Annotated in this window: 11 protein-coding genes; 9 read left to right on the top strand and 2 right to left on the bottom strand. The window is 49.5% G+C overall.

The annotated features are described in order from the left end of the window. Positions 1–258 precede the first annotated feature (258 nt). Complete coding sequence (locus tag ACYVAD_RS01925; protein WP_461137778.1) at positions 259–1,494, top strand: hypothetical protein; 1,236 nt, start codon at positions 259–261, stop codon at positions 1,492–1,494. 234 nt (positions 1,495–1,728) lie between these two features. Here ACYVAD_RS01925 and ACYVAD_RS01920 read toward each other — a convergent pair whose 3' ends face one another. Next, positions 1,729–1,995: a hypothetical protein gene (locus ACYVAD_RS01920; protein ID WP_461137777.1), complete on the bottom strand. Its 267-nt coding sequence runs from the start codon at positions 1,993–1,995 to the stop codon at positions 1,729–1,731. Between the two features lie 434 nt (positions 1,996–2,429). After that, on the bottom strand, positions 2,430–4,664 hold the full coding sequence (locus tag ACYVAD_RS01915) for a PAS domain-containing sensor histidine kinase (protein WP_461137776.1): 2,235 nt from the start codon (positions 4,662–4,664) through the stop codon (positions 2,430–2,432). 447 nt (positions 4,665–5,111) lie between these two features. On the opposite strand from ACYVAD_RS01915, the gene ACYVAD_RS01910 reads away from it, so the two are divergent. The 8 genes from ACYVAD_RS01910 (at position 5,112) to ACYVAD_RS01875 (ending at position 12,865) form a co-directional block, all read left to right on the top strand. Continuing rightward, entirely contained in the window at positions 5,112–6,194 is a 1,083-nt protein-coding gene (locus ACYVAD_RS01910) for a DUF5700 domain-containing putative Zn-dependent protease (protein ID WP_461137775.1), read from the top strand. A gap of 148 nt (positions 6,195–6,342) precedes the next feature. Continuing rightward, on the top strand, positions 6,343–6,894 hold the full coding sequence (locus tag ACYVAD_RS01905; protein ID WP_461137774.1) for a Crp/Fnr family transcriptional regulator: 552 nt from the start codon (positions 6,343–6,345) through the stop codon (positions 6,892–6,894). 74 nt (positions 6,895–6,968) lie between these two features. After that, the gene (locus ACYVAD_RS01900) at positions 6,969–7,904 is read left to right on the top strand and encodes an alpha/beta fold hydrolase (RefSeq protein WP_461137773.1); all 936 of its coding nucleotides are present in this window, start codon (positions 6,969–6,971) and stop codon (positions 7,902–7,904) included. 33 nt (positions 7,905–7,937) lie between these two features. Beyond that, positions 7,938–8,834: an NmrA family NAD(P)-binding protein gene (locus tag ACYVAD_RS01895; protein WP_461137772.1), complete on the top strand. Its 897-nt coding sequence runs from the start codon at positions 7,938–7,940 to the stop codon at positions 8,832–8,834. A gap of 290 nt (positions 8,835–9,124) precedes the next feature. Then, positions 9,125–9,592 (top strand): GbsR/MarR family transcriptional regulator, encoded by a 468-nt coding sequence (locus ACYVAD_RS01890; protein WP_461137771.1) that lies wholly within the window; start codon positions 9,125–9,127, stop codon positions 9,590–9,592. A 92-nt stretch (positions 9,593–9,684) separates the two neighbouring features. After that, the gene (locus ACYVAD_RS01885; protein ID WP_461137770.1) at positions 9,685–10,872 is read left to right on the top strand and encodes an FAD-dependent monooxygenase; all 1,188 of its coding nucleotides are present in this window, start codon (positions 9,685–9,687) and stop codon (positions 10,870–10,872) included. A 239-nt stretch (positions 10,873–11,111) separates the two neighbouring features. Next, positions 11,112–11,990 (top strand): aldo/keto reductase, encoded by an 879-nt coding sequence (locus ACYVAD_RS01880; protein WP_461137769.1) that lies wholly within the window; start codon positions 11,112–11,114, stop codon positions 11,988–11,990. Positions 11,991–12,046: 56 nt separating this feature from the next. Beyond that, positions 12,047–12,865: a helix-turn-helix domain-containing protein gene (locus tag ACYVAD_RS01875; protein WP_461137768.1), complete on the top strand. Its 819-nt coding sequence runs from the start codon at positions 12,047–12,049 to the stop codon at positions 12,863–12,865. Positions 12,866–13,161 lie beyond the last annotated feature (296 nt).

The following is a 13,161-nucleotide window of genomic DNA, read 5'->3' as shown; positions in this document are numbered from 1 at the left end:
TCGTATCAGCGTAGTCGGGTGACCGCTGGCATAGCTACAGACAGGAAAAGCACAACCACCTGTTGCATGACCCATCATTTTTTTCGACAAAGAGACATAGGCATAGCGCCCAAGCGAAAATAATTTGGCCGTGTGCAACAATCGATCAACGTCTGCCTGTCTATGACCTCGACAGACAGCCGACAGTGCCTACCGGTGGGCGCGGCTCTCCATCAATGATTTTTCATACTCTGTTCAACCTTTTAATTCTCAATCGTTATGCGCCCATTATCTATTCCCCTTTGCCTAAGCAGCGCGCTCACCCTGGCGCTGCTGGCTTGTCAGTCGCCTGAGCAAGTTGATGACGTAATTGCGCCGACCAAAACGGCTACTGCCAGCCAGAACGGCCCTTATCTGTTTACCGGCTCGCCCGGCATACGCAACAGTATCCTGGATGACATTGACGGCACGATGGTCGGCTCCGTCGATGGCCAGCCCGTCAACTTCGGCCCCGATCAGGCTTTCCCCCTGCAAGTCCGGACCGGATTAGATAACGTCGGTACGAAAGCGACCGCCCTTTTTCTGGATGCCCGCAACACCCAGTACCAATTCATTATGTTTATCAGAGGTCCATTCGAGGCCGGCCGCAACTACAGGGTCTATGACGTTGCCTCCGACAATGGTGATTCCAAAGACGACCCCTACACCTTCATCCCTTACGTCCGCATTCCCCGGGGGCCAGGTCAGATCGGTCAGGATGTTCTCAACCTGGCCGACCCGAACAACCAGATGCGCATTACGGCCATCACGCCTGAGTACATCGATATCGAGTTTTTCTTTACCATCAAAAAACAAGGGGCGATTCAGGAGCGACTCAACCTCCGGATCAAGAATCAGATCAACGAGAACCTGAATTTACGGACCCAGTCGGCGGGGGAGCCCTTCTGGGACTACACCAACATGAGCCGCAAGATTGAAGCGGGGGGCTATTGGGCCCATCCAGCCAGCACGCCGACCAACTACCTGGCCCCCCCAACGGTGACTCAGGTGCTGATCAACCAATTCGCTATCAAGACACCCGTCAGCGAGTTTACCTATGAGGGCAAAACCAAGTCGGTCGACTCGCAGTCCATTTCGCTCTACCGCCCCCGATCCGCTCAGTCGCCGACCCAGATTGAGTACGCGGCTGGCACTACCTATTCGGATACGGGCAGCAATGCGATCACCATCGTCTGGCCCAACTTTACGGGGGTAGGCACCTACACAGGTGACCAGGTCAAACTTACGTTTGCCAAGAATTTCAATAATCAGCCCAACGGTGACTATTGGAGCATCAGGCCATACTTACTAGCCAGTTCAACAACAAAGTGGCAGGTCAACGTACAGCGCGTTACCCCCGACTTAATCGAAGGCACCTATACCATTGTTGACGCACCGTTGTACGAAAAAAGAGGGACTAATCTACCGGCTTCGGCGAGTGTAAGCGGCCGTTTTAAGGTCATCTATCCCCGTTAATTACTTGCCTTAAGCCGATCTAATTCGCTTCAGAAAGTTGTCAGTGAGGTACGTCTAACCGCATCGTTAGACCAACGAAGATCAGCGGGGGGCAACTCCGACCAGCTAACAGTTTGAATTTTTGTAAAAACAGGCAACGTTGTTGAACCCACTCTCGGATCGTACACTACTGAAACAGCTTGACTCTTAGTCAAGCTGTTTCAGTAGTGTACGATCCGAGAGTGGGTAGTCTAGCTACTTCCTGGAGGGGTTGGCTGGAAGCGCACCCGTTGCCATGTAGCAAAACTTCATTTTATAATCTCCGCCAGGCATCCGAATCAGGTGCCTTTCTTTGTCAACGGGTGCTTTGACAACAATCGTAGAGTAAGCAGTATCACCGGTTTTTCTGTCCCTGACAAAAACGATGTATTCGGCATCCTGATTGGTCGTCGGATGGGCGGGGAAAGTCCGTTGGCCCAGCAGAGTCTGCCTTGTTTGGTTGCTGAAATTTAAGGTTGACACCAGGGTCATTATCATTAGCCATGGGAGTGCAGGAAAATGATTTGTAGCTAAACTATGAAACGAAGGAAGGGTTTGTAACAAGCTAGCTAGATAGCGCCGAACGCCCTTTCTGGGAGCCTCTCCGTTATGGCTCGACTCCTACTGTTACGTCCTGTTTTCCAATATTGATTGGCGGGTCCGGTCATTTTATCAGGCCGGAATAAACCAGGGTTGGGTCCGCCAACTGGCTCGACCGGGTAGAAGGACGGTCCTCCGCGAAAGCGGTTAACCGTAAATAACTAGGCAAACGCCTGGTCGATCACTCATACGTTACGAGCCGTTGTCTATCAGTAACCCTGGCTGTTGCTGATGGACAGGTGGTTTTTGCTGGCAAGCCTCTCTGCAAAAAAATATTGCCTACCGGTAAAGCAAAAAACGATGTTGGTTCGACCGGATTAGGCAGGCAGATACACGCTGAATGTAGCCCCCTGACCCGGTTGGCTGCTCGCCGTAATAGCGCCCCCGTGGTTGGTGACAACCTTTTCACAAATGGCCAACCCAATACCCGTACCGGCAAATTCATTCTTGCCATGCAGCCGCTGAAATACGTCAAAGATGCGGTCCAGATACTTCTCATCGAAGCCGATCCCATTGTCGATCACATCGATCCGGTAATAGTGGCTGGCCGGGCGAGCCGGTTTCACCGACGTCGGCAAGTCGGTGTCGTTCACCACACTCGACCGGATTCGGATGATGGGCATCCTGTCTGGGCGACGGAACTTGAGCGCATTGCTGAGTAAGTTTTGAAACAGTTGCCCCAGTTGAGTTTCATCGCCAGCCAGCGTGGGCAAATGATCGACGGTAAGCTCGGCCTTCGCCTGCTCAATGGTCAGCTCCAGGGTCACCAACACCCGGCTGACAACGTCACCTAAAGCGACTGGCGTGCTGGTATCGCGCTGGGTAGCAATGCGGGAAAAAGTAAGCAGATCCCGAATCAGGGTAGACATACGACTGGCCGCGGATTGCATCCGCTCCAGAAAGGTGATCCCATCGCCCAGCTGGTCGGCGTATTGAGCTTTTAACAGATCACCAAACTGCTGGATCTTGCGCAGCGGCTCCTGCAGGTCGTGGCTAGCGATATAGGCAAATTGCTGAAGATTCTCGTTGGAGCGATTTAGCAGAGAATTAGATTCTTCCAGTTCTTCGTTGGTGACCGAGTACGCTTCATTATTCGCAGTGAGCTCCTCATTGATGATCGCCAATTTTTCGTTGGACTCGGCTAACTCCTGAGTACGCTGTTGCACCAGGCTCTCCAACTCCTGCGACAACTGGCGGTAGCGCCCTTCGCTTTGCCGCACTACGGCTTCCGCCTGGGTCCGTTCAACGGCTGCCACCAGTCGCTCGGCCACCATCTCCAGTAGGCTAAGCTCGTCATCCGACCAAGTATGGGCTTCCTGGTAGTGAATGAATAGTACGGCCACCAATCGGCCATTCCTTGTCAGAGGTTTGTTCAGAGTAGCCCCTAGCTGAAGCACCCGATGGGCTTCCTTCTCGGCTGGGGTCAGCATAGGGTCATGAGCAATATCAGACCGAACAACCGTGCGGCCCGCCAGAAACTCAGCTAGTAGGGGGCCGTAGTCGGCATACTGGTAAGTGCCCTGTAAATCAGCTACTCCATTGACGTAATTACGTAACACCACAATCGTGTTCCCATCGCCCTGGTCTTCGGCATAGCCGACCCGATTCGCTCCCAAATACTCGCCAACCAGACAAGCCGTTTGGTAGTACACATCCAGAGGGTCATTCAAGGAACGTAACGAGTCGGAAAGCTGCAACAGAAAGCGCTGCTGCTCCTGCTGCTGATTCAGCGCTTGCTGGGTCAGCAGTTGCTGAGTAACATTAAAGGAAGCGTTTACTATGGCGTATATACGGCCGGAGGTATCCCGTAAAGGGGTATAAGAGACATTAAAATACTGTTGAACCGAATTACCCTGTTGATCAATCAGGGCAGGGACACCAAAACTTTGGTAGGTTTGTCCGGTGGTGTACACATCAGTTAACAGGTGAAGAAAGGGCTGTCCTGCGAGTTCGGGCATTACTTGCTGCAGCGGTTTTCCCTCGATATCATTACCCTTTCCCAGCGTATCCGTAAAGGCTTTGTTGGGCGCCTGGATAATAAAATCCGGTCCCACCAGCAGGCAAAGCGACAGGCTTTCGGGGATATTGTCAATCACCGCTCGCAACATCTGCTGGCTTTCCTGAATCTGCTGACGATCCAGTACTTGCAGCGTTACGTCCTGAGCCACACCGGAAAAGCGTTGCAGCTCACCCGCTGACGTAAAATAGGCCTTGCCCGTAAAGCGAACCCAGCGTAGCTTTCCATCGTCGGCACCTATGGTTCGATAGGTTTCATCGTAAATACCTCCCGACTCAGGTTTCGTGGCCCGTTGAACGGCCTGGTTGACCCGATCAAGATCACTAGGATGAATATATTGAATGGCCTGTTCATAAGGCAGGTCGTTATCTTTGGTTAGTCCGAACAGCTCCCGGCAGCGGTTATCCCAGACGACAAGATTGGTAGCGGGATCGACTTCCCAAATACCAAGTCCGGCCGCTTGGAGAGCAAAGTCGATATCAAGTCGCTCAGTAAGTTTCTTGGTTGAGTCAAAAGGCTGCTGGTCGTCGTCCACAGGCACCACTGGGTTAGGGAATCAGGCTAAGTAACTAAACAAAGTTACGTACGTGTTTAGAATTAATGGCGATTGCGTTTAGGCTTCCACCAAATTGCTTTCCGCTTGAGCAGCCCCATGATCTAAGTAGCCCAAAACTCGTCCCCTCTTGACGTTCGATAGCCATTCCGGTTTGGTTCGGATGCCAGCTGAGCGTAATTCTTGCCGGACCTGTGTAGTATTGAGAGCATGAATGCCACACGGCGGTTATTATCATTCTTAGGCGCTTGCCTGGCGTTTGTTCCTGCGCCTTTCTTCTGGGCAGCATGGGTTATATTATTGGGTCGATGATGGCCGGTACGCCGGCTTGATATCATTTCGGGTTTTGACGAACGATCCGACGTTAATATTAGCTGGTTATCTCGTTACCTGGCGGTAACTTGCCTTCTTTTATTAGCTGCTTTTGGCGTGAAACTACTTCTCGTATTACTGGGGACGCTGCTTACCCTGCCCTCACTCGCTCAGTCTCTGATCGATTCAACCTGTACTCGCTACTTCCAGATCACCGATAAGCTCCGGCAGGGCGACACATTGGACCGGGCGACCTGGAATACATTTATGCAGGACAAGGCCATTCAAATCTATCTCAAAGACCAGGGCGTTGATCCGGCTTACAACGAGCGTTACCGACGAACCATGCAGATCGTTTATATGCCCCAGAACGAAGCGATCCTGCAAAGCAGGCTGAAAGATTCAACCCAGTACTGGCTGACGTATATCCTCTACCAATATAAGAAAAATGAGCCTGGTATGCGGGCTTACCTGCGGCAGTTGAGCGACAATCCAGCGGTTTATTTCGCGGCCTGTTACCGCTACACCTACCCCGTTCTGCCCCCAAGTGCCCAGCGGGAAGTACCACAGCAACTCTTTTCCATCATACCGATCCACTACGATGCCCACGCGGAAAATAACTGGATCATCTGTGCCCTGCTGTGCGCTTACCTCAATGATAAAAACCACTACGGTGTACTGGGGGGGCACGAGTTGCATCACATTCTTCGCCCCCGGCTGGATTATAATAAGATCTCAACCAATGATGAGCAGGTAGTTGCCCTGCTAGAGATCACCCTGAACGAGGGGAGTGCTGATCTGATTGATAAGAAGTACATGACTCAAAAGGATACTGTCTTGCTTCCGTTTCAGCGCTACTTTGAGACGTTTTATGAGGAAGGCAAAGCGATACTACCCCAGATTGACTCTTTACTGCAGCTCACGGCCAGTCGCGGATCGACATTTACCGTCCGCCAATTTCTGAAGGGTACTGTCTTTACGGGGGGGCATGTGCCTGGTACGTACATGGCTCATTACATTGAAAAAAACGGGCTCAAGGCGGAACTGGTCAAGCGCATAAACGATCCATTTTACTTTTTTCTGCTCTATCAAAAGGCCGCTGAACGGGATGCCAGCAAGCCGTTTCTATTTTCTGCCAGGAGTATCGCTTACATCAGTCAATTGCGAAAGAAATACAGTGAGAATGGCGCGATCCATTGAGGCTGTTTAGTGCTTAAAGACATGAACAGATTTATTCGTTACTGATTAATCAGTGTTTAAGGCAACAAGCACAAAAACGTATGCTGCTTTTGCATTGTATGAGCAGTCATCGCAAACCAATAAATGAAGGAGCACAATGGAAGAATTTGTGAGATTTATAAGAAGTGTCATCTGGATCGACGAGCTGGATTTGCAATTGGTGCTTTCCCGATGCCGTGAAAAACAGATTGCCAAAAACAAACTGCTGCTAAGAACAGGACAGATTGCCAGTCAATACTTCTTCATTGTATCGGGGGGCGTCCGTTTTTTTTATGAATTCCAGGGCCAGGAGATGACTACCTGGGTGATGTTTGAGCAGGAGTTTTTTACGGAAATTTCCAGCCTTCATCCCCAAAAGCCTTCCCGATTCACCATTGAAGCCATTGACGAAACGAAGCTGATCGTAATTGACAAGAAGGACATGGACTTTTTGTATGGCCAGGTAGCGGCCTGGGAAGAGTTCGGTCGAAAAATATGGGAGGCAACCACCATACGAATGATCGATCAGATCATGAATTTCCAGACGCTCTCCGCCGAAGAACGGTATCTGGCTTTCCTCGCCAATTCTCAGCTCATCCAGAAAGCACCCGTTAAGCAGGTAGCCGCCGTGCTGGGCATAACCCCCAACGCCCTAAGCCGGATTCGTAAGAAAATTCGCTGATCGTCATTCCCTACCATTTGGTAGTTTCGCCAGGCTACTGCCCTTGTAGTTTTGAGCCATCAAAACAAGCAACGATGACTCAACACGACCAACACCAAAGGGAACCTCAGAATCCGTATTCGGACGAAGTATTAATCAATAATTTTCCTGGTTTTACCAATCAGTATGCAACGGTCAATGGGGTTCGCCTGCACTACGTAGAAGGCGGTAATGGCATGCCATTGGTTTGTTTACCCGGCTGGCCGCAGACCTGGTATTCGTATCAGTCGGTTGCGCTGGAACTTGCTAAAAGCTACCGTGTCCTTATTGTCGACATAAGAGGGATGGGAAGCTCGGATAAACCGCAGTCTGGCTACGATAAGAAGACAATGGCGGCCGATGTTGTTGCCCTGTTGCAACAACTGGGTTTGCCGAAAGTGCACATCATGGGCCACGACATTGGCGGGATGGTCGCCATGAGCTTTGCCTTTAACTATCCCCAGTTCACCGAAAAGCTGATTGTGCTGGATGGGTCGCATCCGGGCGAGGGCATGTTGCAGATGAGCCTGATTACCGCGCCGGGTACGTTTAATCAGAAAATGGATGCCGATAGACCCTACGCCTGGTGGATGGGGTTCAATCAGGTGAAGGAGTTACCGGAAAAGCTATTGGCTGGACGTTTCCAGTATTTACTCGACTGGCTTTTTCAGTATGTCATGCTTGACGATAGTAAGATGACTTCTCTGGAAAGAGCGGTGTACGCTGCTTCGTACAATGACGCGGAGAGCATTCGAGCAGCGAATGGCTGGTATCAAACGTTTCTACAGGATATAGACGATGCAAAAACCTATCAGCCGCTAACGATGCCGGTATTAGGGATTGGTAGCTACATCAGTTATAACTATATGAAGATGGGGTTGCCCTACGTAGCTAAGGACCTGCAACTGGTTGGTATCCTAGAAAGTGGTCATTATTTGTTTGAAGAGCAGCCTACCCAGGTGCTCGATGCCGTTTTGGGCTTCCTGGCCTAACGAAGTATATAAAAACGTTAAAATGAATCAACCATGAACAAAACGATTGTTGTATTCGGTGGTACCGGCAATTTAGGTAACCGGATTGTCCGCGAATTGCGCCAACGGGGAGCGAACGTACGGGCGGTGGTTCGAACGGCCACCGATACCGAGAAAATTAAAGCACTGGAGCAGATGGGAGCTACCGTGGAGGAAGTCAATCTGGACAGTGTCGAGGCTCTTGCCAGAGCGAGTAGGGATGCCAGTTGTGTAGTGTCTGCCCTGGCAGGTTTGGGCGATGTGATTGTTGACTTACAGAAAAAGATTCTGGATGGTGCCCTTCAGGCCGGTGTTTCCCGCTTTATTCCTTCCGACTTCTGCACCGATTATACGGATTTGGTGCCGGGCGAAAACCGGAATTTTGATTTACGCAGAGCATTTCGAGACTATCTCGATCGTACGCCTATACAGGCTTCTTCGATTTTTAACGGGGCTTTTGCTGACATACTCCAATATAATACACCAATTCTGAACCTGAAAGAGAAGAGTATCGGATACTGGGGCGATAAGGCAGACTGGAAACTGGACTTCACCACTATGGATGATACGGCCGCCTTCACCGCCGAAGTGGCGCTGGACGAGGAGGCTCCCAGAGACTTACAGATTGCCAGTTTTCAGGTTAGCCCTACGATGCTGTGGCAGGACGTAAAGGCGGCAACGGGCCAGGAGTTTAGGCTTCACCAGCTGTCTAGCCTTGACGATTTCGCTCAATTTATAAAAAACCAGCGAGCTGCTTATCCAGCAGGAGAAAACGAGTTGTACGCCAGATGGCAACAGGGGCAATACATGTATTCAATGTTCACCACCCAGCACAGCCACTTAGCTAATGAACGGTATAAGGACCTCACCTGGACAACAAGCCTGGAGTTTATAACGTCATTCGTTCACTGATCGTGACCTTCTGGGGGACATCCTGGTATGTGCCCCAGAAGGCCTAATACTCCACCGATAAATGTCTGACGTAAGAGTACTTAAGGAGATAGAGCGTGCTCTTATTTTGTAATCGATTGGCTTAACATCCCCGTCAGTGCCCTCTTATCAGCTTTGACTGATCTACAATCTTGACAGTAGCTTTGCTTGTCCGGCAGCCTTTTATTCGGCCTGATAGCGTTGACCAGTGGTAACAACAGTCAACTCCGTCTATCTAGCTTTTATCGGAAACGAATAGTTAATTTTGCCCCATGAACGGGCAGAAGGAGCTATTAGAATTAGTGGAAACAATGGGAGTCCAGGCAGAGAAGGACGGGTTTCCGCCAGCGGCCGCCCGCCTGTTTGCTCTGTTGTTGCTGTCCGATCCACCTTACCTAACCTTTGAGCAGTTGCAACAAACACTCACCCTTAGCAAGAGCTCGGTCAGTAACGGCTTGTCATTACTACAATCAAGGGGGCTGATCGACTATTTTACGGTGAGCGGTGATCGAAAGCGCTACTTTAGAGTTCACAAAGCAGCTTGGTATGAATATATGAAAACTATCGTTCGCACGCAGCGACCGTTCTTAGTCGAAGTCATCGACAAAGCCTTGACCATACGCTCAGATCAGTATCCTGAAGCCAATCAAGTGTTGCAGCAAGCCAAAGAGTTTACCGATCACATGTTCGGGGCTATGGAAACTGCTCTCGTTGAATGGGAGAAAAAACAGAAGCAGTAATTTTTTTGCGCTTTTGGTTCTTTTTGTTCCGAACTAAATAGTCATATCGCAGTTAAAGTAAAAAAACAGATATCGCTCAGATGGATCAAACTATGAGAAGCAAGAAAATACTGGTGGCTGGTGCTAGTGTCGCCGGTAACACCGTAGCCTGGTGGCTATCGCGGAAAGGCTTTGAGGTAACAGTCGTCGAGAAGGCCAATTGCTTCCGTGAAGGTGGACAGAACGTTGACGTGCGGGGTAACGGACGGGAAGTCTTGCGTCGTATGGGACTTGAACAGGCTGCGCTTGACTTAAACACGGGTGAAGTTGGGACCGACTGGGTTGATGACAATGATAACATCATCGCCCGGTTCGCAATTGCCGATTTAGGTGCCGAAGGACCGACCGCCGAGCTGGAGATTATGCGGGGTGATATTGCCCGGCTTATCTATGAGCCCGCCCGTCAGCAGGCCAATTACGTTTTTGGTGAGAGTATATCGGCGTTTGAGCAGGATGATTCGGGCGTTACGGTTACCTTCACCACGGGTCGACAAGCGCGTTACGATCTTGTTGTGGTGGCAGAGGGCGTAGGCTCTTCGACTCGAGAGCTGATCTTTCCAGGGGAGAACCAGATTCGTTCCATGGATCTGACGGTTGCCTTTTTCGATATACCAAAAAAAGAAACGGATAGCGAGTTTGCGCGTCAGTATAACACAATCGGGGGGCGGGGTGTGACCCTAAAGCCAGGTCGTGATGGTAAACTTCACGTCTATCTCGGTGTACATAAGAAGCCGGCTGGTGAGAATAAATGGGACGTTGAACAACAGAAAGCGTTTATGCGTCGGCAATTTGCGGGGGATGGCTGGGAACTCCCGCGTATCCTGAAAGGCATGACTGAGACCGACAACTTTTATTTTGATGTGTTTCGACAGGTGCGCATGAAGCACTGGTCCAAAAGTCGAATTGTCCTGACGGGTGATGCGGCCTGGTGCCCGACTGGCCTGTCAGGGGTGGGAACAACCCTGGCCATCGTGGGGGGCTATGTGTTAGCCGGGGAGCTAAGCAAGACGGACGATCACGTGGCGGCCTTCGCGGCTTACGAGCGGATCATGCGACCATTTGTCAAAGAGGGTCAAAGTGTTCCTAAACCGTTTGTACGCTTTCTATGGCCCCACAGCCAACTAGGTTTACGGATCTTTCGCGCTTTAATGTGGCTAGCAGGTAGACCAGCGTTGCGCAAGGCGTTCAACCAGATTTACCTACGCGATTCGAAAAAGATTGCTTTGCCAGATTACAATTGATGGTTTGACTGATAGCGTTGAATAAGTCCGCCTGGGTTTCGTGTAAGTGCCCTAGAGGGTTTTATGAGACTTGGATCGGCTCAAATAAGCAAGTTTTCTTTCAACGTATTCTCACCCTGAATTAGGTTTGCTAACATGATTCAGGATGAAAATGGGCTTTAGAACAACGTAAAGTTGGACTTTAAAACAAAATCACTCGTCAGGGAACTAGTTACTTTTGTCTCATTAAAACGTTGATAATGAGACAAGAAAACACAATCGCTATTGGGGCTGACTCGACTAGCCCACTGCTTGCCAAAAGAATCGGTTATGGAACTATGCGTCTAACAGGTAATGATTTCTGGGGCGAGCCTCACGATCGGCAAGGAGCTATTGCTCTGCTGAGAAAAGCTGCTGAGCTGGGAGTCAATTTTTTTGATACAGCCGATTTTTACGGACCTGGGGTTACAAATAAACTGTTGGTAGAGGCCTTGTATCCCTATTCGCATGACCTGATTATTGCTACAAAGGTTGGTGCCAAAAGAGGAAATGATAAAAGCTGGCTGCCTTTCGGCAAGCCAAACGAACTAAGAGCGAGTGTGGAAAACAATCTGAAACAGTTGAAGCTCGAGCAGTTGACCTTGGTTCATTTTGGTCAGGGCGTCAACAGTTCAGACAATTTTGAAGAAGGATGGGTGACCATGTTGGCCTTACAAGAAGCGGGTAAAATCCAGCATCTAGGCTTAACCAATGCAACCGTTGACCAGTTTAACTCTGCCATCAGCATGGGAAAAGTGGCCAGTGTTGAAAATATGTACAGCTATACGCAACGGGTCACGGATCCCGCCAGTGCTTATGGCTTTCAGGGGGGGGAGGTACTGAGCTTATGTGAGCAACACCAAATACCCTTTATCCCGTTCTTTTCCCTTCAGACATCGTTGCCTGTTGAGCAATATAAAATGAAGGAACTCGCTACGTCGAAAGGGGTTTCTGAAGCACAGCTCAACATTGCCTGGTTGCTTCATCAATCGCCATCCATGCTGCCTATTCCGGGGACAACGTCAATCCAGCATTTGGTTGAAAATATGAATGCCGCTCACATATCGCTATCTTTAGAAGAACTGGCATTTTTAGGGTAGCGGAGTAAAAAGGCTTGGTAAGGTCTTTCTAGTTTGGCTTCGGTAGATTTGATAGTATGGCACAGAAGCAACAAAATAACTATGCCGATATTGTTCTGTCGTGTTTGGAGGAGCAGTATCTACGACGAGAAATTATTTTGAAACACCACTCCTTGGTAAGAATAATTTCGGGCGAAATGAGTGTGACTCAAGCAGATAATTCTTGCTCTTTTGTGGCCGGTGATACGGTGTTGCTACCCAGAAATCAGCTCTCCATGATCACTAAAAAGCCTAGGGGAGGGGAGCTATTCAGGTCAGTGATGATGACTTTCACGACCGAAAAGTTGAAGAAGCTATACGCTGCTGACAGCTTTAAATCCCTAAAACCGCACACGCACAAAATCCGGTCCTTTTCAAAGCATCCGTTGTTGGACAGTGTATTTGCCTCTTTGGAGCCCTATTTTGAGCTAGCCAGCGAATTACCAGAAAACCTTGTTTCCTTAAAGCTGGAGGAGACAATAGCCATTTTACGCACGTTGGATAGCGAAATTGATGATGTCTTGTCCGACTTTTCTGATCCAGGCAAAATTGACCTTGCCGACTTCATGGAAAAGCATTTTATGTTTAATATGACGATGGACAAATTTGGTCATTTGACCGGGCGTAGCTTGAATACCTTTAAGCGGGACTTTCAGAAAGCGTTTAATACCACACCACAAAAGTGGCTAACTCAAAAGAGATTAGAGCTAGCCTATTACCACCTAGCCCAAAACCGACGGAAACCAGCCGACATATATCTTGAAGTGGGCTTTGAAAATCTGTCCCATTTTTCATTTGCTTTTAAGAAGTATTACGGTTACCCTCCAACGGCGGTATTACGACAAAAAACGGTTTAAACAAGCCGCTTTGAAGCTGGTGGTTGTACTGTCCACAGCTGTTTATTGTTGACTAAATGTTGTAAAGAAGAATTCTAGAGACAATGCTTTCTAGTAGCTAACCGTGTTGGTTACCTGCTTAGTAGCGAGAGATTTTCTGAAGTCCACCTAAGCCGCCCTTTCCTCTCAATAAGGAACTGGCGACTAGGTCTACCCCGCCGACTGGGTTCATCATTGTTGCCAGTATTGCCAGTCCCGGTTCAGCCAGATTCTAACCAAACACTCCTTGCTTATTATTAGGCAAGAGCGGACGGGTG

The organism is Spirosoma pomorum (genome assembly GCF_054776615.1).
This window is presented reverse-complemented; position numbering and strand designations above follow the sequence as displayed.